Here is a 24,251-nt window from a genome sequence, read left to right as displayed (position 1 = left end):
CCCGGCCTTGTTCAGCCGTCGATCACAGCCCCGCCGGCTTCCAGTCGCACCCGCCGCAGAGGGCCGTCCGTCCAACGGACCACCAGTTCCCCGGCGTCGACGACTTCGACGGTGACCGCTTCCGCCAACGGCACCGGATCCGCCTCCGCGGTGAGCCTGGCCAGCACCACGAAAAGGCCGGGCTCGGCACCGACGGCACCGGTGAGTTCGGCCCCAGCCGCCGACAGCCCGGCGACCGGCAGGAGTTCGGAGCGGACACCGTCGCCCGCCGCCCAGCCCACGACCCGGACCGCCGTGCCCTCGGGCACGCCCACCACGCGGAACACCCGTACCTCCACAGCGCCCCGCACGAGGACAACGCTCGTCACCCGGCCGTCGGAACCACTCCGGTGCCGCGACGCCACCCACCCGTCCCCCACCCCCAACGGCTCGATCTCCGTCCGGCTCGCATCGCCCCCGACGATCACGCTGTTGTCGTACGACGAGGAGGGCCCCGTCACCGTCGAGTACGCCAGCCGCGTGTAGTAGGGGTCGTAACGGACGTCCTCGCTGCCGTGGTTGTGGAGGCGCACCACCCCGTCCGAACTCGTGGACTGCAACAGCCAGTTGGGGGGCGCGAGGGCCGTGACCTCGTCGTCGCGCTCGGCCGGGCCCGGTTCCTCCGGTGCCGTCCACACCGGGTGGTCCGGCGGAAGGAGCAGGCCCAGGAAGGCTTTGCTCGCCCAGTACGGGGAGGCGGGGCCCGAATAGCCTTGCAGGACCGCCGGGTCGGGGCCGTGCCAGCCGAGGGTGAGCAGGCCCTGGGGGTCCAGCGCGCCTCGCTCCAGGAAGTACTTCAGCGTCCCGGAGGCCAGCCGGCGGGTCTCCCCCGGCGGGAGCGGTGTACGGCCGGTCAGGGCGCCCAGCCACAGGGGGGCCGTCGTCGCGAAGCGGTACGTGAGGGAGCGGCCCTGGTGCATGGGGGCGCCGTCGGCGCCGAACAGGCGGGCGTAGTCCTCCAGATGGCGCGAGAGGCGGCCGCCGTACAGGTCCAGGAGCCGTTCGTCGGCGGCGAGCCAGGCGTGCAGCACCGGGTACAGGTGCATCGCCCAGCCGTTGTAGTAGTCGAATTTGCGGCCGTCGCCGTCGGTGTACCAGCCCTCGCCGACGTACCAGTCCTCGATGCGTTCCAGGCCGCGCCCGATCGCCTTGCGGGACGCCTCTGTCTCGTAACCGATTTCTTCGAGGAATCCGCCGACCGTGACCGGGAACAGCTCCCAGTTGCAGGGCCAGGCCTCGGCGGTCAGTGCGTCGCCGAGCCAGGCCGCGGCCCGCTGTCGTACGGCGTCGTCCAGGCGGTCCCAGAGCAGCGGGCGGGTCAGGCGCAGGGCGAGGGCGATGGAGGCCGCCTCGACCAGGGGCTGGCTGCGGTCCTCGATGCGTGGCCAGACGCCCGTGACGCCGGCCGCGAGACCGTCGGCGTAGCGCTGGAGGGCGGTCTCGTCGCGGCGGAAGGCCGCGAGGAGAAGCGTACGGGCGTAGCCCTCCAGGCCGTCCGACAGGCGGCCGGACCAGCTCGCCCGGTCCCCGGGGAAGTGGTAGAGCGCGCCGCCCTCCGCGGCGTACGGCTCCACCGCGGCGAGCAGCCCGTCGGCCGCCGCCTCCCAGTGGGCCCGGGTGTAACCGGTGTGCGGGCTGCGGGCACGGTCGGCGGGCGGCAGGTGCATCGGCGCTCTTTCGGGATTCACGGCGGCGGGGCGGACGGCCGCGGGGCTCACGGCATGGCGGAGAAGGTAGGACCTGGGGCGCCCCGGTTCCGGTCGAGACGCCCCAGGGGCTCAACCCGCCCGCACCTGGCTCCTGGGTACCAGATGCTGGGCGAGAAGTTCGTCGCGGACAAGACCCGCGTACACAGTCGCTCCGTGGACGGAGGTGTGGGTGTTGTCCTTCTTCTCGTTGTAGAGGTAGATCGCCTTGGAGCCCTCGACCCCCAGGGATTCCACCAACGTCTTCGTTTTCGCCGTGAGGTCGATCAGCGGCACGCCCTCGGCCGCTGCGACCGAGCGGATGACCGCGGGATGGTCCACGCCGAGGCCGTTGACCAGCAGCGCTGTGTTGTTGTTCAGGGTGCCGTCGGAGTTGAACCAGCGCCGCACGATGGGGGTGACCAGCACCGGACGTCCGCCTTTCTCCCGTACACCTGCCACCAGTGTCTCCAAATTGCCGCGATACGTCGCCTCGTCGGTGGTCTTGTCATTGTGGGCGAGCTGGATCAGCACGAGATCACCGGGGCGGATCAGCGGCTGAACGGTGGCCCAGAGCTGCGGATTCTGCAGATACGTCACCGTACTCTCCCCGGAATCAGCATAGTTGGCCACGGACACGCCCTTGCGGAGATACTGCGGCAGTTGCTGGCCCCAGCCGGAGTACGGGTCGCCGGGCTGGTCGCAGACAGTGGAGTCGCCGACCAGGAAGATCCGGCGCGTATGCCGGGCCGGGGTGACCCGGATGTCCGCCAGCGCCGGGGCCGTGCCGCCAAGTGCCAGGTCCAGGCCGGGAGTTCCGTCCGGGCCGGTCGGCTCGCCCTCCGGTGTGCGGACGTCCACGGTGAAGCTGCGGGCGGCCCGCTCGCCGGCCGCGACGGACGTCTCCGGGAGCAGGGAGCGCCGGGTCTCGCCGCTGATGCCGGTGCCGGAGTCGGCCTCGCCGCCGAGGAGGACCTTCACGTCGTACGTGCCGGGCGGGACGTCGAAGTGGCAGGCGGTGGCCGTGCAGTTCTCGAGGCCGAGCGGCGGTTGCCGGTCGTGGGCCTGGGCGGCGGGGGCGGCGGTCAGGCAGGTGCCGAGGACAACCGCCGCGAGCGCGGCGGTACAACCTGCGTTGAAACGTCTCACTCGGGACTCCTCCGTCATGGCGACATGGCCTGGCGGGGACCGTACCGCCACGGGCAAGCGCTTTCTAGCCTCTTGACCAGTTTCACAAGAATGCCAACTCCATGAAGGCGAAAGGCCTTTCGCGAAATCGATTCAACTGTCACTCTCACAGACACCCGCAACCCCGCCCCACCGAAGGAGGCACCCCCATGTCCGGATCCACCGGGAGACCGCTCGGACGCCGTACCTTCGTCCTCGGCAGCGCGGCCGCCGCCGGCACCGCGACCCTCGCCGGCACCGCCTCGGCGGCAGGCTTCGGCTGGAGCGACGACGGCTCGAACTACGTCGTCGACACCGGCGCGAGCCTCGTCTTCAAGGTCAGCAAGACGAACGGCGACCTGACCTCGCTGGTCTACAAAGGGACGGAGTATCAGGGCTACGGCGGCAAGAACTCGCACGTCGAATCCGGCCTGGGCACCTCGACGGTGACGATCGGTCAGTCGGGGACCACGATCCTCATCTCGGTCGCCTACGGCACGCTCAAGCACTACTACGCGGCCCGCAGCGGCGAGAACAACGTCTACCTGTGGACCAACAAGGCCGACGACTCGGTCAGCGCGACCCGGTACATCGTGCGCGTCAAGGCGGGCCTGTTCCTCAACGACGAGCCCGATTCCTACACTTACGCGCCCACCACCATCGAGGCCTCCGACGTCTTCGAGAAGTCCGACGGCCAGACCCGTTCCAAGCACTACGCGAAGAAGCGGGTCATCGACTACGACTACATCGGCTGGACCACGGGGAGCGTCGGCCTGTGGGTGGTCCGCTCCAACCACGAGAAGGCCTCCGGCGGGCCCTTCTACCGTTCCCTGCTGCGCCACCAGAGCGCCGACGGCGGTGGGTTGTACGAGATCCTCTACTACGGCGAGAACCAGACGGAGTCCCAGCGCTTCGGCCTCCAGGGTCCGTACGTCATCGCCCTCACGGACGGCGGGGCGCCCTCGTCCTCGCTGTACCACGCGGGCATCAGTACGTCCTGGGCGGATTCGCTCGGCATCTCGGGGTACGTCGCCGCGAGCGGGCGGGGCCGGGTCGCCGGGGTGGGGATCAGCGGGCGGGACACCGCGTACGCGTACACCGTGGGGCTTGCCAACTCGGCCGCGCAGTACTGGGGTTCGGCGCGATCCTCGGACGGGTACTTCTCGATCCCGGGCGTGCTGCCGGGGACGTACACGCTGACCGTCTTCAAGGACGAACTCGCCGTCTACACAAGCTCGGTGACGGTGACCGCGGGTGGCACGACCACGCTCAACACGATCGCGATCCCGTCCTCGAACGACCCGAGCAACGCGAGCGCGATCTGGCGGATCGGCAACTGGACCGGCTCGCCGAGCGGGTTCAAGAACGCGGACCTGATGACGTACGCGCATCCGTCGGACGTGCGGGCCGCCTCCTGGACCGGGAACGTGGTCGTCGGCAGCGGCAGTGAGACGTCCGCCTTCCCGTGCTATCTGTGGAAGGACGTCAACAGCGGGATCATCGTCTACTTCAAGCTGACCGCCGCCCAGGCAGCCGCCGCGCACACCCTGCGCATCGGCGTGACGACGGCCTACGCCAACGGCCGGCCGCAGGTCGTCGTCAACGACACCTGGACCTCCGCCGTCCCCTCGCCGCCGACCCAGCCGAGCACCCGGTCGCTGACCGTGGGCTCCTACCGGGGCAACAACTACACCTTCACCTACAGCGTGCCGGCGTCCGCCTGGCTGACCGACACCAGCGCCTACAACACGCTGAAGATCTACGTGGCGAGCGGCTCGGGGACGACGTCCTTCCTCAGCGCGGGCACCTCGGTCGACGCGATCGATCTGCTCGCCTGAGGGCGGCAACCTCCGGGCGGGGAGCGGCGACCAGAGAGCATGACTGAACCGAACGCACATCGCCGCTCCCCCTCCCGGCGCCGGGCCGTAGCCGTGGCGACGGGTGCCGCGGCCGCCCTCGGGCTGGCCGCGGTGCCGCTGGTGACCCAGGCGCGGGCCGCCACCGTCATCACCGTCGCCAAGGACGGTTCGGGCCAGTACACGACCGTGCAGGCCGCCGTGAACGCGGCGGCGGCCGGCGACACGATCTCCGTCGGCAAGGGCACGTACACCGAGATCGTCAACGTGCCCGTGAACAAGACCGGGTTGACCATCAAGGGCACCACCGGCAACGCCGAGGACGTCGTCATCACCTATGACCGCGCCGCCGGTTACACCAACTCGAGCGGCAACAAGTACGGGACGCTGGGCAGTTCGGTCGCGACCTTCTCGGCGAACAACCTCACGGTCACCGGGATCACCGTCCAGAACACCTTCGACAAGTCGGCGCACCCCGACATCACGGACACCCAGGCCGTCGCGATCACCGCGCAGGGCGACCGCCAGACATTCAGCAACGACCGCTTCATCAGCCGCCAGGACACGGTCCTCAACTGGTCGCCGTCCTCGACCGGGCAGTACCGGCAGTACTTCTACTCGTCCTTCATCTCCGGCGACGTGGACTTCATATTCGGCAACGCCACCGCCGTCTACGACCGGGTCAACATCCAGCTGCGCAACTCCGGCGCCGCCGCGGGCGGTCTCAACGGCTTCCTGTCGGCGCCCAACACCAGCTCCACCAAGAGCTACGGCATCCTCGTCACCGGCAGCTCGGTGACCAGCTCGGCCGCGGCCAACACGTACTACCTGGGCCGACCCTGGCATCCGACCTCGGACGCGGTGGGCCAACTCGTCATCCGTCAGACCTCGTTGCCCGCCGCCGTGAAGGTCGCCGGGCCCTGGACGGACATGAGCGGCTACTCGTGGAAGAACGCCCGCTTCTTCGAGTACAAGAACACGGGCGCGGGCGCCACGGTGAACTCCAACCGCCCGCAGCTCACCGACTCCCAGGCCGCGAACTACACGGCGCAGAAGTACCTGGCGGGCACGGACGGCTGGAACCCGGTCCGCTAGCAGGAGACAGCGGCGGTCAACTACCGCGCGTCCACTGCTGGTTGGTGCCTCCGTTGCAGGTGTACGTGATGATCGCGGCGGAGTTGGCGGTGGACGCGCCGGACACGTCCAGGCACTCGCCGGTGGTGCGGGCCTTGACCAGGACGTAGCTGCCGGAGGTGGTCAGGCTCCACTGCTGGGTGGTGGCGGCGGTGCAGTTCTCCTGGGTGACGTTGGTGTCGTTCTCCTGGAGGCAGAGCGAGCTGCCGCGGCCCATCAGCTCGTAGTAACCGGTTCCGAGGTCCTTGAACCACCACTTCTGGTTGTTGCCGCTGTTGCAGGTGTACTGGCTGATCGCGATCCCCTGCCACAGCGACTGGCTCGGGACGTCCGCGCACTTGCTGCTGTTGCGCGAGACCAGCGTGTTGTACGTGGCGCTGGTCCCGCTGACCGTGCCGGCGGCCGTGTCGACGGTGACCTCCGGGTACCAGGACATCGACATGGTGGTGGAACTCGGGAAGGTCAGCGGCAGCCACACGTAGCGGGAGTCGTTGACCGTGCCGCCGAAGGAGTTGCCCCAGCGGTCGCCCATGTAGAGGTACGCGGTGCCGGACGTGCCGGTGATCGGAAGGACGTACGCCGTCTGGGAGTTGTAGGCCGTGGAGTCACCGACGTTGGTCCAGGAGGTCCACGGGCCGGACAGCGAGGTCGCGGTGGCGTACTGCTGCTGGTTGGCGCTCCAGCCGGTCGCACCCGAGGTCAGCATGAAGTACACGCTGCCCCGCTTGAAGAGGGCCGGGGCCTCGCGGTGGCCGCCCGCCCAGGGGTTGGCCACCAGGCTGTCGATGGCGGTGTAGTCCGAGGTCAGCTTGTAGATGTGCAGGTCGTAGTTCTCGTTGGCGGCGGAGACCATGTAAGCGGTTCCGTCGGTGTCGACGTAGGTCGTGATGTCGCGGGACATGTACTGGCCGAGTGGCTGGAAGCTGCCCTGGTAGGTGTAGCTCCCGTCGACGGTGTCGGAGACGGCGACGGCCGCGCGGGCCTCGCTGTAGTCGACGCCGTTCTCCTTGTGCATCCACATCACGAACTTGCCGGTGGAAGCGTTGTAGATGACTTTCGGGCGCTCGATGTAGGCGGTGCCCAGCTCGGAGGCGGAGGACTGGGTCAGGACGTGGTTGCGGAACTCCCAGTTCTTCAGGTCGGTGGAGCGGTACGCGTCCACGTACTTGAAGGTGTTGTCGGAGTTGCGGTCCTCGCCGAACCAGTAGTAGTACGAGCCGACCTTGATGACCCCGCCGCCGTGGGCGTGCACGGCGTTGCCCGAAGTGTCGGTGAACTGGGTGCCGTTGGTGATGGTGTAGGCCGCCGCCTGGGCCGGGCCTGCGGTCGCGAGGGCGCCGAACAGGCCCAGGCAGAGCGCGAGCAGTACCGCGTACGCACGTCTCATGACGCAACCTCCGTGTCCGTGACGGTGTCCGCCACCGGTGTGCCGAAGTCCGGGGTGCCGTCCGCGTGCCAGCCGAGCTTCTGCACGCGGGTGTGCCGGTTGGGGTCGTTCAGCGGGTCGCCGACGATCTCCTTGTACTGGCGGGCGTGGTACACGAGGACGTCGCTGCGCCCGTCCTCGGCGACCGTGAAGCAGTTGTGGCCGGGGCCGTACTGCTTGGTGGTGTCGTTGCTGGTGAAGACCGGGGTCGGGGACTTGGACCAGTTCGCCGGGTCCATCAGGTCGGCGTCCGCGTCGATCGTCAGCAGGCCCATGCAGTAGTGGTGGTCGGTGGCGCTGGCGGAGTAGGACAGGAAGAGACGGCCGTTGCGGGCGAGGACGGCGGGGCCCTCGTTGACCTTGTAGCCGACGGTCTCCCAGTCGTACTCCGGTGTGGACAGGCGGACTTGAGGGCCCGTCAGGGTCCACGGGTTCGCCATCTTCGACAGCCACAGGGCGGTGTTGTTGTCCATGCCGGGCTCGTGCTGCGCCCAGACGAGATAGCGGATGCCGCGGTGGCTGAAGGTGGTGGCGTCCAGGGAGAAGGTCTCCCAGGCGGTCTTCACCTGACCCTTCTCCACCCAAGTGCCCTTGAGCGGATCGGGGTTGGCATTCTCCAGCACCCAGATGCGGATGTCCCACACACTCTCGGCGGGCGCGGAGGCGAAGTAGACGTACCACTTGCCGCCGATGCGGTGGATCTCCGGCGCCCAGATGTGCGCGCCCATGACACCGGTCGCGTGCTTGGTCCAGATGACCGATTCGGCGGCGGTGGCAAGGCCGTTGAGAGTGCGGGAGCGGCGCAGGACGATGCGGTCGTACTCGGGGACGGTGGCCGTGAAGTAGTAGTGGCCGTCGGCGTGCCGGTGGATGTAGGGGTCGGCGCGCTGCCGGACGAGCGGGTTCACGAACGGCGGCGACTTCGGCGCGGCGGTGGCTGCGGTCGGGGTGACTGCGGTCGGGGTGACTGCCAGGGCGCCCGCGGCCAGGGCACCTTTCAGCAGCAGTCGTCGATGAGGGACGTCGGGGGCGCGGCTCATGCGCACTGCCTCTCGGATGGGGGGTCCTGAGAGCGATGTTCGATATTGAGAACATCTGTTGTAAATGCGAACAGCCGAAAGGTAAGGCTGGGGAACGGGGAGGTCAACGGGTCTGGCGTGAGAAAAGAAGGCGCTTTCCCCAACCTCGGTTTTTCTGTTATCGGCCCTCGCCCCGCCCGTCTCCGATCATGTGCGCAGCCATTTCCACAAGACAGCAGCAGCCACCGGAGCCCTCGCGACGGTCGCCGCCCTGCTCGTAACCGCTTCCCCCGCGGTGGCGGCCGGCAGCCGTGACGTCACCGCGGACGTCCTCGCCGACCGGGACGTCACGCTGACCGGCGACACGGTGGTCACCGTGCCGTCCGGGACGACGACGTACGACGGAGTCCTCCGCGGCGAGGGCACTCTCACCGTGCGCGGCAGCGGGACGCTCGTCCTCACCAAGGACAGCGACTTCACGCTGCCCAGGTCCCGGCAGCGGCAGACGGTCAGGACGCAGGGCGGCAACCACCCGTACACCACGGTCACCAACCCCGACCCGCCCGCGATCACGGTCGCGCGCGGGGCGACGCTGCAGTACGGAACGGGCGGCGGCACCGGCCTGATCGGGCATTTCCCGTACAACACGCCCGGCTACCAGCTGAACCAGCTCAACGTCCGGGTCGACGGCACCCTGCGGCTGTCCCTGACCCGTACCTTCAACATCGGCACGATCAGCGGCTCGGGCCTGGTCACCCAGCCGCGCAACATGTGGGGCACCCTCGACCTGGCCGGGACGAACCCCTTCGCCGGCGTCATCGACAACGGCACCGGCATGGCGGTCGGCCGCCCCGAGTACCCGGTGGCGCTGCCCAACGCCCGGGCGATCCTCAACCAGGGTTCCTGGATCATCGACACCCCGCTGTACCAGACGATCACCCTGCGGCAGAACTTCTACCAGCGTGAATACGGCAGTGACGTCAACGTCCACACCCGGCCGGGCAGCAAGGTCGTGCTCACCGGGCAGTACAGCTACAGCGACCGGGGCGGCGACACGAACCCCTCGCTCGGCGACCCCGACCTCAACTGGCGTGCGATTCCCCACCAGTTGAACAAGCGGGGCACCAACATCGAGGGCGCGGACGTGCAGTGGGGCGACGGCACGACCCACCGGATCTTCATGCCGGGCACCAAGGACACCGTCTACATCAACCTGCACGAGGCGAGCGGCCGCCGCTCGAAACTGACCTTCGACTACGACGGTCCCGTCACCCTCGGCGCCCCCATCGGGGGCGGCCGCTACCACGACACGCTGGCCGCGCCCGGTGCCGGGGACGTCGTGATCGCGGGGACGCACGGGAACGACGTGACCTTCGCGGCGAAGCAGTACTACGACGGTTCGACGACCGTGGAGAAGGGGGCGGTGCTGCGGCTCGGGCTCGGATCGGGCGCGAGCGGCGACGGCTCCCTGATGACGGGGACGGACCGCCGCCGGGTGGTGAACGACGGCACGCTGGTCGTGCAGAACGCCTCGACTCCCGTGTCCCTGTCCCGGATCAGCGGCTCGGGGTCGCTCGTCCAGTCGGGTTCCGCCACGACGACACTGACGGGGAGCGCGGTGTCGTACACCGGGACCACGACCGTGAAGAAGGGCACGCTGGCCCTGCGCGGCGGGGCAACTCTCGTGCGCAGCAAGGGGATTCGGCTCACCTCGGCCGGGTCGCGACTGGACGCGGGGTCGGCCGAACTGCGGGTGACGGGCGGGCTGAGCGGCCAGGGCACGGTGAAGGGTTCCGTGGTCAACGAGGGTGTGGTCACGGGCGGGGTGACGGTCGCCGGTGACTACGCGCAGACCGCGGACGGCGAACTGGTCCTGCGGAAGAAGCCGTTGAAGGTGAGCGGGGCCGTACGGCTGGCCGGTGACCTCGACCTCGCGGCGGCCGGGACCTCGACCGCCCGCGAGCTCACCGTCCTCGATCACAGCGGCCGGGCAAGGACGACGGGTACGTTCGAGGGCCTCAAGGAGGGCGCCCGGGTGAAACTCGCCGACACGGCCTACCGGATCAGCTACAAGGGCGGCGACGGCAACGACGTCGTCCTCACGGCGACCACCGCGAGCAAGTCCCCGACGTCGGCTCATCCCCGTACGGCATCCGGCGCGACGGCCGCGACGGACCCACGCACCGCCAACACCGCGAGCAGCGGGCTGGGTTGGTGGCCCTATGCGCTCGCGGTGGGGCTGCTGATCGGGCTGGTGGTGCCGGCGTTGCGGTGGGGGCGGGGTGGGGGTCGGCGCAGGAGTGGCCGGCATTTGGCGTAGGGCCACGAAGGTGTCTGTTTTCGCACCCCGGCCACGAAGGCACGCCTCGTTACGTACAGTTGATCCGCCGTCACAGAACGAGGGGGATCCGTGGGCTCAGGTGCAGAATCGTCCGGCGTACCGGCCCTGCCGTTCTGGGTGTCGTACGACGATCAGGATGTGGGCGACGAGTCCGAGGGCGACTCCATGGGGCTGTTCGGGGGCCGCGACGACGAGGTGCGGCTGAGGAACGTGCCGCTGGGGCCCCTGCGCAGGAATCTCGCCGAGGCCGTGGACGCGCTGCAGGAGGTGTTCGCCGAGGCCGCGGCGCGCGGAGGGCCACTGCCGTTGCGCGAGGCGCATCTGTCCTTCCAGGTCACCGCGAGCGGCGGAGTGCAGTTCGTCGGCAGCGCGCAGGTCCAGCGCGGCCACGGCATCGCGCTGGTCTTCAAGCAGTGACCGGTGTCTGATGGCACGCCACAGAGCACTCCTCATCGGGGCGAGCGACTACGGGATGCGCGGTGTCCCGCCGCTTCGCTTCGTCCCCGACGACCTCGCCATTCTCGAATCGGCGCTCAGGAACCACGGCTTCGACGACGTCCAGGTCCTGACCGGACTCGGCGGCGGGCGGCAGGTGTCGCGGAACTTCGTGATCGGCGAAGTCAGCGGCTTCCTCAAACACGCCAGTACGGACGACACCCTGCTCATCCTGCTGAGCGGGCACGGAGTGCACGCCAGAGGGCGCGACTACCTTGTACCGGAGGACATTCACGAGCACACGCACCCCTTCGAGGCCGGGTGCGTGCCGATCGACTGGCATGCGGAACTCGACGAGACTCCGGCAAGTCGCGTCGTGTTCCTGATCGACGCGTGCCGGGAGGGCATCGAGCAGGAGTCGATGGGCCTAGCGGGCATCACGATGTGGAGCAAGCAGAAGGTCAGCGCCGCGCTGCGGCGCAAGGTGGCCTATGTGTACGCCTGCTCGCCGGGCCAGTACGCGCTGTTCGTCCGCCCGCCGGACGTCGCGTCGGACCCTGTGGCCCGTGTGCGGCCGGGCGACTCGTTCAGCATCTTCTCCCGGTCCGTGTCGGACGTCATCGCCGACCATCGTGGCACGACGGCACTCGACCTCGTCGGGTTCCGGGACGCCGTCCAGGAACGGATGAGGGAACTGCACCGCGCGTACCGAAAACGCGGTCGGCCGCAGGACCTGAAGATCGTCGCCGACCTGCCGTTCGACGGTTTCTCCTTCTCGGCGTCGTACTCGAGCGCCACGAGGAGTGTCGGGACCGCGGCGCCTGTGTCGAAGCGGGCGCGGCGCAGCTTCCGGCGGCCGGAACCGTGGGCGATCGCGCTGGTATTCCTCGGCATGCTCGGCGTCCTGGCCTGGACGCTCGTCACGCACGGCACCGGCGACACCGGCGACCGCGGTTCGGCCTCGGACAAGTCCGGGTCGAGCACCTCACCCACCTCGACTCCTTCCAAATCCTCCGGCCCGCCCACCGCCGAGCTCGGCTCCTCCCTGCCCAACTGCACGCCGGAAGCAGTGGAGTTGACGGTGCGCAGCAGCCGGAACACCTACGGCGGCGGGCAGAACCCCACCCTGCTGGTGACCGCGAAGAACTCCTCCGACAACGACTGCAAGGTCGACCTCGGGCCGAAGAAGGCGGTCGTGACGATCTCGTCCGCCCAGGCTTCTGGGAACTACTGGTCCTCCGCCGACTGCCCCGAACCGCCCAGCGGAAGCGTGCTGTATCGAGCGCCCGCCCACGACACCGTCACGTACACGGTGAAGTGGAACCGCAGACCGAGCGTCGCCCACTGCGCGTCGCCGCCGAAAGGATCAGCCGGCGCAGGGGCGTATCTGGCGGATTTGAAGGCGAAGGGCTTCGGAGAGGCAGAGACGTCGTTCGTCCTGGATTCGGACACCGAAAGCTGAACGTGTGCTTGCCCGAGCCTTGGGGTCAGGCGGCCGTCTCCTTCTGGCGCCCCCGCAGCCACACGTACACCGGAATCCCGGCGAACAGGAACAGCGTGCCCTGGTAGACGGCCGCGTATCCGGCGCCCGCGATCAGCCAGAAGGAGAACGCGAAGGAGAGGGCGGCCACCGTCAGGTCGCGGGCCAGGCCGGCCGGGTGGACTCGGTCGCGGGTGCCCTGGACCAGCCAGAAGAGCTGGGCCGCCGCCGACAGGAGGTATGGGACGCAGCCGGTGAACGTCGTGATCAGGACGAGGACGCGGAAGGTGGTGTCCGGGCCCGCCGTGTAGTTGAGGGCGATCAGGAGCGTGCCGAGGACGGCCACCGCCCAGACGCCGAAGGCGGGGACTCCGCCCTTGCCGACCTTGGAAAAGGGTTTCGGGAACAGGCCGTCGCGGGCGGCGGCGTACGGCATCTGCGCCGCCATGAGGATCCAGCCGTTGAGGCACCCGGTGATCGAGGCCACGGCGACCAGGGCGATGGCGGTGCCGCCCCAGGAGCTGCCCGTCATGGCGTTCACGGCGTCGGCGAAGGGGGCGCCGGAGTCGACCAGTCTGTCGTGCGGGACCAGGCCGAAGACGGCGACCGTGCCGAGGATGTAGACGAGGGCGGAGGCGAGCGTGCCGAGGACGCTCGCGCGGCCGACCGTACGCTCCGGGTCCGCCACCTCGCCCGCACTGACCGCGGCTGATTCGACGCCGAGGAAGCTGTAGAGGAGCAGGGCGGCCGCGGCGGCGATCGCGCCGGGCGCGCTCTGGCCGGAGGCGTTGAACGGGCCGAAGTTGTCGGTGTCGACGAAGAACAGGCCGATCGTGGCGACCAGGAGCAGCGGCACGAACTTCAGCACGGTGGACACGACTTGGACCGCGCCGACCCAGCGGGTGCCCGCGAAGTTCGCGGCGGCCGGCAGCCACAGCGCGGCCAGGGCGACGAGGCCTTCGAGGGCGTGATTGCCGTGCAGGGGGATCAGGACATCGACGTAACCGACGACCGCGACGGCGAGCGCGGCGATGCTGACCCAGCACATCGTCCAGTACGACCACGCCGACAGGAATCCCGCGAAGGGGCCGAAGGCGTCGCGCGGGTAGACGTACAGGCCGCCGGTGACGGGGCTGCGGCGGGCGAGCTTGCCGAAGAGCAGGGCGAGCAGTACGGCGGCGACCGACAGGACGACGAAGGCGACCAGGCTGACGGTGCCGTAGGGGGCGACGGCGGCGGGCAGCGCGAAGATGCCGCCGCCGATGATATTGCCCATCACGAGGGCGGTCGCGGCGGCCAGGCCGAAGGTGCGGCGGCCGGGGGCGGCTGCCGGGGTTCCGTCGGCGCCGGAGGGCTCGACGGCCGCGGGGGCCTCCGAGGACTTCGGCGGCTCGGACGGTTCGGTGGCCTCGGTGGGGCTGGGGGCAGTCATGGTGGTTCCCGTGCGGAGGGGTGGAGGAGCGGATGGGTGGAGATCCAGAGGTGGAGAGGGGGTGGAGAGGGGAGGGGGCGGAGGCAGGGAGGGCGTGGAGATGGGGAGGGCCGTGATCGTAACCCGGCGTCCCACATGCTGGGCGATCTGTTCATTTGCTGGACACAAACGGCCGCCCGGCGTCCCTTCGACTAGCGTCATGTCATGACCAGCAACGCCTCGGGAACCGCTTCCTCCCTCGCCGCAGCCCTCGCCGCCGGCACCGTCGTGCTCGACGGCGGTATGTCCAACCAGCTCGCGGCCGCCGGGCACGATCTGAGCGACGAGCTGTGGTCGGCCCGGCTGCTCGTGGAGCAGCCCGAGGCGATCACCGAGGCGCACCTCGCGTACTTCGAGGCGGGTGCGGACGTGGCGATCACCTCCAGCTACCAGGCCACGTTCGAGGGCTTCGCCAAACGGGGCGTGGGGCACGATCACGCGGCTGAACTCCTGTCGTCGAGCGTGGAGTTGGCTCGTGAGGCGGCTCGGCGGGCGCAGGCGGGTGGGGTCCCGCGGCCGCTGTGGGTGGCGGCCTCCGTCGGTCCGTACGGGGCGATGCTCGCGGACGGGTCCGAGTACCGGGGGCGGTATGGGTTGAGCGTCGCCGAGCTGGAGGCTTTTCATCGGCCGCGGATCGAGGTGCTGGCCGGGGCCGGGCCCGATGTGCTGGCGCTGGAGACGGTGCCGGACGCCGACGAGGCGGTTGCGCTGCTGCGGGCCGTGCGGGGTGTGGGGGTGCCGGTGTGGCTGTCGTACAGCGTCTCGGGGGACCGGACTCGGGCGGGGCAGCCGTTGGAGGAGGCGTTCGCCTTGGCCGCGGACGTGGACGAGGTGATCGCGGTGGGGGTGAACTGCTGCGTGCCCGAGGACGTCGTCGGTGCGGTGGAGATCGCCGCGCGGGTCACCGGGAAGCCGGTTGTCGTCTATCCCAACAGTGGGGAGACGTGGAACGCGTCGGCTCGGGCGTGGGAAGGGCGGTCTTCCTTCACCGCGGACGAGGTCGTGGGGTGGCGGGAGTCCGGGGCCCGGTTGATCGGTGGGTGCTGCCGGGTGGGGCCGGAGGCGATCTCGGGGATCGCGGGGGCTCTGACAGCTGGCTAGGCTGGTTCGCCTTTTCGCCGTAGGGGTTCTGATGGATCGCGGCCACTGGTCTCGTTGTGGTTGTTCGCGCAGTTCCCCGCGCCCCTGACGGGGCGCTAGTGTCGCCGTCCTGGAACCGGTTGCCGGGTGTGTTTCCACAGTTCCTTACGGGCGGGGGCCGAATGACGAGGAAGAGCGAGGACGCGACTCGTAGCACCATCCGGGACGTCGCGGCGCGGGCCGGGGTGTCCGCGTCGACCGTTTCTCGGGTGCTGGGCGGGGTGTATCCGGTCAGTTCCGCCACCCGGACCCGGGTGATGCGGGCCGTGCGGGAGATGGACTACGTCGCCGATGCCCGGGCCAAGGCCGTGGCCGGGGTGGGGACGCCCACGCTTGCCTTCGTGCTGGAGGACATCACCGGGCCGTCGTTCGCGCACATGGCCTATGGGGTGGAGCGGGAGGCCACTCGGCTCGGGCATCTGTGTCTGGTGTGCAGTACCGAGGGGGACGTCGAGCACGAGCTCGAATTCGTGGAGATGATGCGGGCCCAGCGGGCCGCCGCCGTGATCCTGGTGGGTGGTACCGCGGACACTCCCGAGTACCGCGAGCGGACCCGCCGTATCGCCGACTCGCTCGCCTCGGCCGGCTCCCGGCTGGTGCTGTGCGGGCGGCCGCCGCTCGGGCCGGGGGCGCCCGTCACCGTCATCGAGTACGACAACGAGGGCGGCGCCTTCGCGCTTGTCGCCCATGTCCTCGCCCAGGGGCATCGGCGTGTCCTGTTCCTCGGCGGGAAGCCCGACCACACCACGGCCCAGGGGCGCGAGCGGGGTTATCTCGCGGCGTACGGGGCGCGTGGTCTCGAACCCGACCCGACCCTGCTGCTGCACGGCGACTTCACCCGCGACTCCGGTCACCGTCTGATGCGTGAGGCGCTGGGCGCGGGGCTGGAGTTCACGGCCGTGGTCGCCGCGACCGACATGGTCGCGGCGGGTGCGCTGACCGCCCTGCACGAGGCCGGTCTGGACGTGCCGGGCGATGTTTCGCTGGCCGGTTACGACGACATTCCGTTCGCCCGGGACCTCCACCCCGCGCTCACCACGGTCCACGTCCCGTACGAGGAACTGGGCCGCCTCGCCGTCCGCACCGCCCTGGGTCGCACCCCGCACACGCCCGACGAGCATCTGCTCCTCGGCACGCATGTCGTCGTACGGGACTCGGTGACAGCCGTGAAGGAGTAGCGGGCTTCTTCGGGAGCCGCAGGTCTCTTCAGTGGCGCCGGTCCGTCGCCGAGCGGCGGAAGCGGCGGACCGCCGAGCGGAGTTCGAGGCCGAACAGGGGGGTGTCGTCGTCGGGGCCGGCCGGGGCGGGATCCCGGTTTGCGGGGGCAGGGGCCGTGGTCCACAGGGCGAGTGCGGCGTCACGTGGGCCGTATGCCATGTGCGGGGCGCCGGCGTCGAAGATGCGCACGGGGTGGCGGGGGTCCCACGGCTCCCAGCCGGGGTTCCCCTCGGCCGCGAACCGCACCCACGCCCCGTGCATCGCGTCGGCCAGCTCCCGCGGGGCACCCTCGCCCGCGAGCTTGCGGGACTCCGGGGTGTCGCCGCTGTCGAAGACGAAACCGAGTTCCAGGGCGTGGCAGGCGCCGAGGTCGGGGAGAGTGGAGGGCCAGGCGAACTCGTAGACGTACGAGGTGGCGGGGCGGGCGTCGGCGAGGCGTTGCAGCGGGCGGCGCAGCAGGTGGTCGGTGACCATCTGGCCGACGAGCTCGGCGGTGCCGGCCTCCGGGTGGAGGGTGCGGTAGCCGCGGGGTACCTCGGTGCCGCAGTGGCAGCGGGCCATCGCGCCGGCGAGGGCGACCGGGCCGAGCCGGTCGACGCGTTCCAGCAGGCCGCCGGGGACGAGCCAGAGGCGGTACTCCTCGCTGGTCCAGCCCAGCATCAGATCGACGTCCTTCGCCGCCGCGCCCTCGACGAGGGCCTCCAGCGGGTCGCGCGGCACGAGGTCGCCGTCGACGACGATCCCGAAGGACGGGCCGCCGAGCACGGGGCTGCTGAGCCTGCCCGCCTCGGCCTGGGCGCGCAGCAGCTGCTCACGGTCGACCTCGGCGAAGGCGGCCGCGGTGGCGGGGATCTTCAGCCGGGTGGCCATACGGCGCACCATCCGCCGTACCTTGTCCCGCTCGAACGCCTCCGGCGGCCCGCTCTGCAGGACCGCCCGCCGCACCAGCCCCTGCGCCTGAGGCGCGGCCAGCAGGGCGCCGATGCTGATCGCCCCCGCCGACTGTCCGGCCAGGGTGACGCGGTCCGGGTCGCCGCCGAAGGCCGCGACCGACTCGTGCACCCATCGCAGGGCGGCGAGCTGGTCGCGCAGGCCGGGGTTGGCGGGGGCGTCCGGGAACAGGCCGTAACCCTCCACGCCCAGGCGGTAGTTGACGGAGACGAGGACGACGCCGTCCCGGGCGAAGGTCGAGCCGTCGTACACCGGGACGGCGCTGGAGCCCCTGGTCAGGGCGCCGCCGTGGAACCACACCAGGACCGGCAGCCGGGCCGCGGGACCCGGCTCCGGCGTCCACACGTTCAGATTGAGGCAGTCGTCACCGGGGACGACCGGGTCGGACAGGTACTTCTCGAAGGCTTCGGAGTACGGCGGTTTCGGCGGCGTCGGCCCGAAGGAACCCGCGTCGCGCACCCCGTCCCAGGGCTCGGGCGGGACGGGCGGCCGGAAGCGGAGCGGGCCGAAGGGGGGCGCGGCGTAGGGGATGCCGCGGAACACCGCGATCCCCTGTTCGTACCGGCCGCGTACCGCTCCGTACGGCGTGCTCACCACGGGGCCCACGGGGTCCGTCCGGACTGCTGTCGTCATTCGCCCACCAGCCTCCTCACCGCGCTCGTGCACCGGTAACACCAGAGCACCACAGATCGCCGCGGTATTCCGGTGCAGAGCGCAGTTCGACGACTACTTGGCGTACATCAGCGTGCCGAAGCCGAGCTGGTCGTAGCCGCCGCTGGTGGAGCCGTAGTCCCCGCCGCCGCCCTCCGGGGCGACGAGGTCGTAGTACATCGCCGAGATGTACTTGTCGTCGAGGTACAGGCGGCGGTTGTAGTGGAAGTGGAGCATGGCCCACACGGGCCGGATCTGGCCGCGGGAGCCGGAGGCGATCACCGTCTGGGAGGACTGGGCGCAGCTCTGCCCGGTACCCCAGGTGTAGGTGGTGTAGGGGACGTCCTGGCCGAGGTTGTACTTGGCGACGTACTGGGCGGCCTTCATGAAGCGCCGGTCGTCGTACGAGTACAGGTCGTCGCCCTGGTTCCAGGCCATCTCGCAGATCGCGCCCATCTGGCCCATGCCCATCACGGTGTGCCCCTGGTCGCGACCGGACTCCTGCCACTGGCCGAGGGCGTAGCCGTCCGCGTCGGTGTACAGGTACGGCACCGCGTGCTCGATGGAACCGTTTCCCGCGCCCGACTTGAAGTAGGTGACGGCCTGGTCGTACTTGGCCGCGTTGTCGGTGAGGATCCCGATGGCCATGATCGAGGCCATGTTGCACAGGTCCCAGTTGGCCCAGTAGTTGGTGATGCAGGCGTCGTTGTGGTTGGTCAGGAAGCTGTTGTTGAGCGGGTAGAAGACGTTGACCATCATGTCCTGGAAGGCGGCGAGGTCGAACCCGCTGTAGCCGCGCATGAGTTCGGCGGCCTGGCAGAACTCCCAGCCGTAGATGCCGGCCGCGAGGAACCGGTCGGCGTTCCCGGTGACGGTGGTCAGGGTGGACGACCAGGCGTTGAGGATCTTCACGGCGGTGTCACCGTTGGCGGCGGTGCCGCCGACCTTCCAGCGCAGGGCGTTCTGGTAGGCGGCGGCGATGTCGTTGTAGAGCGTGCCGTAGTTCTCGCCCGTGCCGCCGCGGACGATGGTGGCCTGTGGGTTGGGTGTCCAGGTGGACTGCGAGTGGGAGTTGGCAGTCAGCTTGTTCCAGCCGGACAGCCAGGGGTCGGTGCCCGCCGCGACCCTGACCTTGGCGCGGTTGATGTCGCCGGCGTTGTGCAGCATGCCGGGGTGGGTGAAGGTCGAGGGCGCGGCGCCGGCGGTGCTGGCCGCCAGCGCGGCCGCCGACCCGCCGAGGGCGAGCGCGGCGCCGAGTCCGCCGGCGGTCCTCAGCAGACCGCGGCGGCTCAACTCGCTTGTTTCGGTGGGGTGGTGGGGGGATGTGCGGCTCATCGGTGCGACTCCAATCCGTGGGGGGGATCAGTCGGGGTTGATACTCACCTCGTCGAACTCGGTGGTGCCGAGGGCCAGGGGGTCGCGCGAGCAGACCACGAGGCCCACGTGGTAGGGGGCGTCACCGAAACCGGGGATCTCGCCGGCGGCGAGGTCGGTCCAGGTGGCGCCGTCATCGGTGGAGACGGCCGCGGCGAAGGCGGTCCCGGTGCGCTTCAGCCGTAGCAGCAGGGGCAGTTGGACGGTGCCGGTCGCCGTGCCGGAGAAGGCGGAGGCCCCGGCGACGGTCTTGCGCAGCATCAGCTGCGCGCTGGTCCCGCCGGTGACGATCACCCCGGCGGCCTGGTCGAAGGGTGACAGGGACTTGGCCATCAGCAGCCCGACCCGGTCGGCGGTGGCACCGGTACGGGAGACGAGCCGGGCGGTGACCGTGCAGTCGCCGCTGACGGGCTGTCGTACGAACTGGCCTGTCATTCCTTGGTTGTTGACGGTCAGATCAACCCCCGCGCCCCGCACGGTGAAGGTCCCGCTGTCGTACGACGTGCTGCCCGGTGTACGGATCGCGACCACGCCGAGCGTCCCGTAGGCGCGGTCGTCGAGGATCACGTCGCCGAGGTCGCCGTAGGTCCAGGGGGCGGGTGGGGGTGTGCCGACGGTGAGGGCGAGGGTGGCGGTGCCGTCGCCGGCCGCGTTGCCGGCGGTGGTGGTGACGGTGAACTCGCCGGTCTCGCGCGGGATTCCGGAGATCAGGCCGGTGCGCCTGTCGAGGCGCAGGCCGTCGGGGAGGCCGTCGGCCGTGAAGCGGACGGGCTCGTGCGTGGCGCGCAGGAGGTGCCGGAAGGGGATCTCCTTGTTCGCGAACGCCGTTGCCGAGGAGGTGAGTTGGGGTGCGGTGGGCGTCGGCATCTCGGCTTTCGCGGACTCCGAGAGCGGACCCCGCCCGCCGCTGTTCGTCTTCACGACGACGTAGTGGTACGTCGTCCCGGGCGTCCCGGTGGCATCCGCGTACCGCACGCGGGTGCCGAAGCCGACGGCGCCGATGCCCGCGGCGATGGTGTGGTACGGCCCGTCGGAGCCCTCGGCCCGGAGCACCTTGAAGCGGGCCGAGGGGTCGGGGTCGGTCCAGGCCAGCTCGACGGCGTCGGCGCCGGAGGCCGCGGTGAGGCCGACGGCGGCACCGGCGGGGCGCGGCACGGACCACACCTCCCCCGCGGACGAGGTCACGGTGACGTTGTCGAAGGCGCCGGTGCCGGTCTCGGCGTACTCCTCGTCGACGCCGAGGCAGGAGCTGAGGACCAGGCCCGCGTATGCCATACGCCCCAACTCGACCTCGGTGGAGCCGACTTCGGTCCAGCGGATGCCGTCCGAGGAGATGGCGCCCGTGCAGCGGCGGCCCTTGCGGGTGATCCGCACCCAGTACGGGGCACGGAGCCGGTAGCCGTCGCCCGCACCCTCGACGTACGGGGCCTCCAGCGGGGTCGCCGACTCGGGTAGGGCGCCGAGGCTCGAGATGGGGAAGGCCGCGTTCACGGTGATCGCGTCCTGCTGGGAGGGCGGGACCGGGGTGCTGCCGGTGGCCGAGATGTCCGCCCCGGCGGTCGGCCGTACGCTCCACACGCCGCTCCAGGTGTGCAGCGGCAGTCCCTGGATCAGCATGGCGGCGTGCGCCGCGTCGGCGTCGAGCGAGTCGCGCAGGGTCACGCCGATCTTGGAGTACTGGGAGCTGAGCGGCCACACGATCCGCGCGGTCACCGTGCCGTCGCCGCGCAGTGGCAGATGGGCGAGGCGGTAGGTGTCGGCGGTGCCGCTCGCCTCCAGGACGAAGCGTTCGCCGTCGAAGGCGGCCGAACCGGGGATCTGCACGTCGCCGAGGTCCTGGCCGGACCAGGGGGCGGGGAGACCGGCGGAGGCAGGTGTGCGGCTTGAATCCCCGCTGCTGCCAAGGGAGTTGGTGGCGGCCACCGTGTAGTGGTACGTCCGTCCCGGGCGCACGTCGCCGTCGGTGTACGTCGGCCTGTCGAGACCGCGGGCGATCTCCTCGTACGGGCCCTCGGGCCTGGTGGCCCGGCGGACGGTGTACGTGTCCGCCCAGGCGGACGGCAGCCAACTCACCGTCACGGCCTTGTCGTTGCCGAGCGCCGTGACGCCGCCCGGAGCGGTGGGCACGGTCGGGGCGGGGGCGGTGGTGCCGGCGTAGGCGAAGGTGCCCCAGCTGGGCAGGTCGTCGTTGCCGCCCTCGACGACGCGGGCGCCGGCGGTACCGCGGAAGACGGCGGCCTTGGTGTACGGGGTGTCCAGGCCACGGACGCCGGAGTAGTGGGCGTAGGCCATCTCGTAGATGGGGGGCAGGGTGCCGCGGCTGGTCGCGGAAACCGTCTTCTTGATGTACTTGCCGGTGCGGTCGAGGTCGGGGGTGAAGGGGACGTCGCCGCCGAGGTTGTAGCGGGCGGTGTACTCGAAGTTCGCGAGGATGCGGTCGTCGTCGAAGGCCCACAGGTCGACGCCCTGGTTCCAGGCGACCTGGGCGATGTCGCCGGTGAGGCCGACGGCGAGCTGTTCGTGTCCCTGGTCGCGGCCGGCCTCCTGGCCCTGGCCGGCGTCGGTGACGACGCGGTGCGGGACGCTGCCGTTGCCCGCGCCGGCCGCGGCGAAGCGCAGGGCGTCCTCGAACAGAACGGGCTCCTCGCAGAACACCCCGATGGCCAGGATGGTTTGAAGGGCCGTCAGATCCCAGTTGCCGTTGGCGTAGAGCATGTAGCCGGACACGGCCGGATACCAGACGTCGAGGAAGGACCGCTCGCAGCGGGCGATGTCGGCGTCCGCCCAGCCGTCGTAACCGGTGTGCCGGAGCAGCTCGGCCGCGTTGACGAACTTGAAGGCCTGGAGCCCGGCGCCGAGCGGCCCGTCGGCACCGGTGACCATGGTCAGCGAGGCCGACCAGGCGTTCAGGATGTCGCGGGCCTTGTCGGCGTTGGCCCGGTCGCCGGTGACGGCCCACATGAGGGCGTTCTGGTAGGCGGCGGCCGAGTCGGCGACGGCCTGGTTCTGGAAGTTGGTGGGCCCGCGGCCCCAGGAGGTGATCTGACCGGTGTTCTGCACAGCGTACGTCGACTGCGAGCGGGCGTGCGCGGCGAACGCCAGGTAGCCGTCGTAGACGGGTGACTGCTTGGCGGCGACAGCGGCCTTCATGCGCGCGATATCGGCCTCGGAATGCAGCAGGCCGGGGTGGGCGAAGGCCCTGAGACCGGTGTCGTAACCGTTCTCGGCGGCCTGTGCCCGGCCGGGCACGAGCAGTCCGCTCGCGCCCGCCGCCAGCAACAGGGCCGCCGTACCGCCGAGGAAGCCCCGGCGGCTGGGTGCTGGAGTGGTCATGACGCGGCGGCCGCCTCGGCCTCGGCGGTCGTGAGGAACTTCAGGTTCGTCACGTGCTCGTTGTAGAACCACTGGACGGCATCGGTGGTGTAGTACCAGGCAGGCTTCTTCATCGAGTCGGCGACGACCACGCCGTTGATCACCAGGTTCTCGAAGGTGACGTTGTTGATGGCGTGGTCGGCGTCGTAGCCGAGGAAGAGCGACGGGTTGGCGTGGGTGCCGGTGTAGCTGAGGTTCTTGACGTAAACGTCTTCGATACCGCGTCCGACCGAGGTGTTGTACTTCGGGTTGAACATCACCTTCATGTAGATGACCTGGCCCCAGCGGAAGTCCTCGATCCGGACGTCCTCGATGTGGACGTTCCTGATGAGGTTGGAGTCCCCGGGGTTGAGGGCGATGCAGCCCTGGTAGTTCATTTGGGGCTCGCGGTGGTCGAGGACGTCGATGTTCCTGATGACCAGGTTCTCCAGCGTCTCGGGGGCGTCGCTGTTGCCGTGCGTGCCGACGTTGATGGGGTGGGCGACGTCGGCCCACAGGGTGCAGTTCTGGATGGTGATGTCGTGGGTGTCGCCGTAGTAGTCCCAGCGGTGGCAGTAGATGGCGAAGCAGTCGTCGGAGTTGCGCATGAAACAGCCGTCGAAGGTGATCCCGGTCGAGGAGAAGACGTCGAAACCGTCTCCATTGCCCTTCGAGCTGAACGCCCGCGCCTTCTTCACATGGACGTTCTCGCTCATGCCGAACGTGCCGGCGTAGCCGTTCGGGTTCATGATGATGACGTCCTCGACGCGGATGTTCCTGCTGCCCTCGCACAGGATCGCGCCGGCGCCGCCGTTGATCATGCCGTGTCCCCTGAGCGCGGCCTTCTCCACGTTCTTGAAGAACACCTGCGCCTGTAGGACGGCACCGCCGGCGAGATAGACCGTCTTGCCGCTGGGGACGGTGAGGACGTTGCCGGTGACGGTGTGCACGCCCGGGCCGAAGTAGATGACGTCCGGGTCGTCGGCGCCGCAGGCGTGGCGCTCGATGTGGTTGGTGATGACGTGCAGACAGTCGAAGATCTCGTCGTTGATCTGGACGACGACGTCCTTCGGCTCGTCGAGGGTGAACACCAGGGTGTCGCCGCCGAGTTCGGGCTTGATGCCGTACGAGTCAGGTCTCACCCGGGCCTTGGTGGTGCCGCCCTTGAGGTAGGTGACCTCGATCTCGACGGAGCCCTGGAAGTCGAAGTAGACCATCGAGGAGTTGTAGACCTTGCCGGAGCCGGTGGTCGGGTTGATCTCCTCCAGCTGCGGCCGGTAGATGTCGAGCGTCTGCCAGTCCCCGCCGGGGGTGGTGCGCACCCGTACCTTGAAGCTGGTGTTGGTCGGCATGGTGGACGGCCGGGGGTAAGTGACCAGCCTGGGCGACGAGTTGGCGTCGTCGGCGTGGGCTGCCGTGGCGGTCAGGCCGCCCGAGAGACCGGCGGCGAGCACAGTGGCACCGGCGGCCTGCAGGGCGCTTCGGCGCGACAAGGGCGTGTTCATGGGTGACT

The 24,251-nt window shown here is 69.9% G+C and carries 16 protein-coding genes; 7 read left to right on the top strand and 9 right to left on the bottom strand.

The genetic code is table 11. The features are described 5' to 3' along the window. Positions 1 to 11 precede the first annotated feature (11 nt). Positions 12 to 1,706, bottom strand: coding sequence for a DUF2264 domain-containing protein (locus tag ACQEWB_RS38860; protein ID WP_432839662.1), 1,695 nt, complete (start codon positions 1,704 to 1,706; stop codon positions 12 to 14). A 111-nt stretch (positions 1,707 to 1,817) separates the two neighbouring features. Beyond that, complete coding sequence (locus ACQEWB_RS38855) at positions 1,818 to 2,873, bottom strand: rhamnogalacturonan acetylesterase (RefSeq protein WP_432839660.1); 1,056 nt, start codon at positions 2,871 to 2,873, stop codon at positions 1,818 to 1,820. Between the two features lie 188 nt (positions 2,874 to 3,061). On the opposite strand from ACQEWB_RS38855, the gene ACQEWB_RS38850 reads away from it, so the two are divergent. Together ACQEWB_RS38850 and ACQEWB_RS38845 are read left to right on the top strand one after the other, a co-directional pair. After that, positions 3,062 to 4,729, top strand: coding sequence for a rhamnogalacturonan lyase B N-terminal domain-containing protein (locus tag ACQEWB_RS38850; RefSeq protein WP_432839658.1), 1,668 nt, complete (start codon positions 3,062 to 3,064; stop codon positions 4,727 to 4,729). A 39-nt stretch (positions 4,730 to 4,768) separates the two neighbouring features. Continuing rightward, entirely contained in the window at positions 4,769 to 5,842 is a 1,074-nt protein-coding gene (locus ACQEWB_RS38845) for a pectinesterase family protein (RefSeq protein ID WP_432839656.1), read from the top strand. 16 nt (positions 5,843 to 5,858) lie between these two features. On the opposite strand, the gene ACQEWB_RS38840 is transcribed toward ACQEWB_RS38845, so the two are convergent. Continuing rightward, positions 5,859 to 7,268 (bottom strand): RICIN domain-containing protein, encoded by a 1,410-nt coding sequence (locus tag ACQEWB_RS38840; RefSeq protein WP_432839654.1) that lies wholly within the window; start codon positions 7,266 to 7,268, stop codon positions 5,859 to 5,861. Beyond that, positions 7,265 to 8,347: a glycoside hydrolase family 43 protein gene (locus ACQEWB_RS38835; RefSeq protein ID WP_432839652.1), complete on the bottom strand. Its 1,083-nt coding sequence runs from the start codon at positions 8,345 to 8,347 to the stop codon at positions 7,265 to 7,267. The genes ACQEWB_RS38840 and ACQEWB_RS38835 overlap by 4 nt, the downstream gene beginning before the upstream one ends. A 190-nt stretch (positions 8,348 to 8,537) precedes the next feature. On the opposite strand from ACQEWB_RS38835, the gene ACQEWB_RS38830 reads away from it, so the two are divergent. The 3 genes from ACQEWB_RS38830 (at position 8,538) to ACQEWB_RS38820 (ending at position 12,564) form a co-directional block, all read left to right on the top strand. Further along, positions 8,538 to 10,646 carry an autotransporter gene (locus ACQEWB_RS38830; protein ID WP_432839650.1) on the top strand — a complete coding sequence of 703 codons (2,109 nt, stop codon included), beginning with the start codon at positions 8,538 to 8,540 and terminating at the stop codon, positions 10,644 to 10,646. A gap of 90 nt (positions 10,647 to 10,736) precedes the next feature. Next, the gene (locus tag ACQEWB_RS38825; RefSeq protein WP_432839648.1) at positions 10,737 to 11,084 is read left to right on the top strand and encodes a Pepco domain-containing protein; all 348 of its coding nucleotides are present in this window, start codon (positions 10,737 to 10,739) and stop codon (positions 11,082 to 11,084) included. Positions 11,085 to 11,094: 10 nt separating this feature from the next. Next, the gene (locus ACQEWB_RS38820; RefSeq protein ID WP_432839646.1) at positions 11,095 to 12,564 is read left to right on the top strand and encodes a caspase family protein; all 1,470 of its coding nucleotides are present in this window, start codon (positions 11,095 to 11,097) and stop codon (positions 12,562 to 12,564) included. A gap of 25 nt (positions 12,565 to 12,589) precedes the next feature. Here ACQEWB_RS38820 and ACQEWB_RS38815 read toward each other — a convergent pair whose 3' ends face one another. Continuing rightward, complete coding sequence (locus tag ACQEWB_RS38815) at positions 12,590 to 14,014, bottom strand: APC family permease (protein WP_432839644.1); 1,425 nt, start codon at positions 14,012 to 14,014, stop codon at positions 12,590 to 12,592. 204 nt (positions 14,015 to 14,218) lie between these two features. On the opposite strand from ACQEWB_RS38815, the gene mmuM reads away from it, so the two are divergent. Together mmuM and ACQEWB_RS38805 are read left to right on the top strand one after the other, a co-directional pair. Next, positions 14,219 to 15,154, top strand: a complete 936-nt coding sequence (gene mmuM, locus ACQEWB_RS38810) for a homocysteine S-methyltransferase (RefSeq protein ID WP_432839642.1) — start codon at positions 14,219 to 14,221, stop codon at positions 15,152 to 15,154. 161 nt (positions 15,155 to 15,315) lie between these two features. Beyond that, positions 15,316 to 16,371 (top strand): LacI family DNA-binding transcriptional regulator, encoded by a 1,056-nt coding sequence (locus ACQEWB_RS38805; RefSeq protein WP_432839640.1) that lies wholly within the window; start codon positions 15,316 to 15,318, stop codon positions 16,369 to 16,371. Positions 16,372 to 16,399: 28 nt separating this feature from the next. On the opposite strand, the gene ACQEWB_RS38800 is transcribed toward ACQEWB_RS38805, so the two are convergent. The 4 genes from ACQEWB_RS38800 to ACQEWB_RS38785 form a co-directional block, all read right to left on the bottom strand. Beyond that, the gene (locus ACQEWB_RS38800) at positions 16,400 to 17,995 is read right to left on the bottom strand and encodes a carboxylesterase/lipase family protein (RefSeq protein ID WP_432839638.1); all 1,596 of its coding nucleotides are present in this window, start codon (positions 17,993 to 17,995) and stop codon (positions 16,400 to 16,402) included. A 93-nt stretch (positions 17,996 to 18,088) separates the two neighbouring features. After that, positions 18,089 to 19,348, bottom strand: coding sequence for an alginate lyase family protein (locus ACQEWB_RS38795; RefSeq protein ID WP_432839636.1), 1,260 nt, complete (start codon positions 19,346 to 19,348; stop codon positions 18,089 to 18,091). A 27-nt stretch (positions 19,349 to 19,375) separates the two neighbouring features. Then, complete coding sequence (locus ACQEWB_RS38790; protein ID WP_432839634.1) at positions 19,376 to 22,720, bottom strand: alginate lyase family protein; 3,345 nt, start codon at positions 22,718 to 22,720, stop codon at positions 19,376 to 19,378. Continuing rightward, the gene (locus tag ACQEWB_RS38785) at positions 22,717 to 24,243 is read right to left on the bottom strand and encodes a glycosyl hydrolase family 28 protein (RefSeq protein WP_432839632.1); all 1,527 of its coding nucleotides are present in this window, start codon (positions 24,241 to 24,243) and stop codon (positions 22,717 to 22,719) included. Before ACQEWB_RS38785 ends, ACQEWB_RS38790 begins: the two co-directional genes overlap by 4 nt. Positions 24,244 to 24,251: the final 8 nt, after the last annotated feature.

Origin of the sequence: Streptomyces sp. CA-249302 (assembly GCF_050936785.1) — a bacterium.
In the GTDB taxonomy this organism is placed as follows: Bacteria; Actinomycetota; Actinomycetes; order Streptomycetales; family Streptomycetaceae; genus Streptomyces.
The sequence above is the reverse complement of the archived record's forward strand: the minus strand, read 5'-3'. Positions and strand labels throughout refer to the sequence as shown.

What these genes read in the sequence shown, in the direction of transcription:
- ACQEWB_RS38850 (WP_432839658.1), top strand. Translation starts at nt 3,062, where the DNA reads ATGTCCGGATCCACCGGGAGACCGCTCGGACGCCGTACCTTCGTCCTC.
- ACQEWB_RS38815 (WP_432839644.1), bottom strand. Translation starts at nt 14,014, where the DNA reads ATGACTGCCCCCAGCCCCACCGAGGCCACCGAACCGTCCGAGCCGCCG.
- ACQEWB_RS38845 (WP_432839656.1), top strand. Translation starts at nt 4,769, where the DNA reads ATGACTGAACCGAACGCACATCGCCGCTCCCCCTCCCGGCGCCGGGCC.
- ACQEWB_RS38795 (WP_432839636.1), bottom strand. Translation starts at nt 19,348, where the DNA reads ATGAGCCGCACATCCCCCCACCACCCCACCGAAACAAGCGAGTTGAGC.
- ACQEWB_RS38785 (WP_432839632.1), bottom strand. Translation starts at nt 24,243, where the DNA reads ATGAACACGCCCTTGTCGCGCCGAAGCGCCCTGCAGGCCGCCGGTGCC.
- ACQEWB_RS38820 (WP_432839646.1), top strand. Translation starts at nt 11,095, where the DNA reads ATGGCACGCCACAGAGCACTCCTCATCGGGGCGAGCGACTACGGGATG.
- ACQEWB_RS38800 (WP_432839638.1), bottom strand. Translation starts at nt 17,995, where the DNA reads ATGACGACAGCAGTCCGGACGGACCCCGTGGGCCCCGTGGTGAGCACG.
- ACQEWB_RS38835 (WP_432839652.1), bottom strand. Translation starts at nt 8,347, where the DNA reads ATGAGCCGCGCCCCCGACGTCCCTCATCGACGACTGCTGCTGAAAGGT.
- ACQEWB_RS38840 (WP_432839654.1), bottom strand. Translation starts at nt 7,268, where the DNA reads ATGAGACGTGCGTACGCGGTACTGCTCGCGCTCTGCCTGGGCCTGTTC.
- ACQEWB_RS38805 (WP_432839640.1), top strand. Translation starts at nt 15,316, where the DNA reads ATGACGAGGAAGAGCGAGGACGCGACTCGTAGCACCATCCGGGACGTC.
- ACQEWB_RS38790 (WP_432839634.1), bottom strand. Translation starts at nt 22,720, where the DNA reads ATGACCACTCCAGCACCCAGCCGCCGGGGCTTCCTCGGCGGTACGGCG.
- ACQEWB_RS38860 (WP_432839662.1), bottom strand. Translation starts at nt 1,706, where the DNA reads ATGCACCTGCCGCCCGCCGACCGTGCCCGCAGCCCGCACACCGGTTAC.
- mmuM (WP_432839642.1), top strand. Translation starts at nt 14,219, where the DNA reads ATGACCAGCAACGCCTCGGGAACCGCTTCCTCCCTCGCCGCAGCCCTC.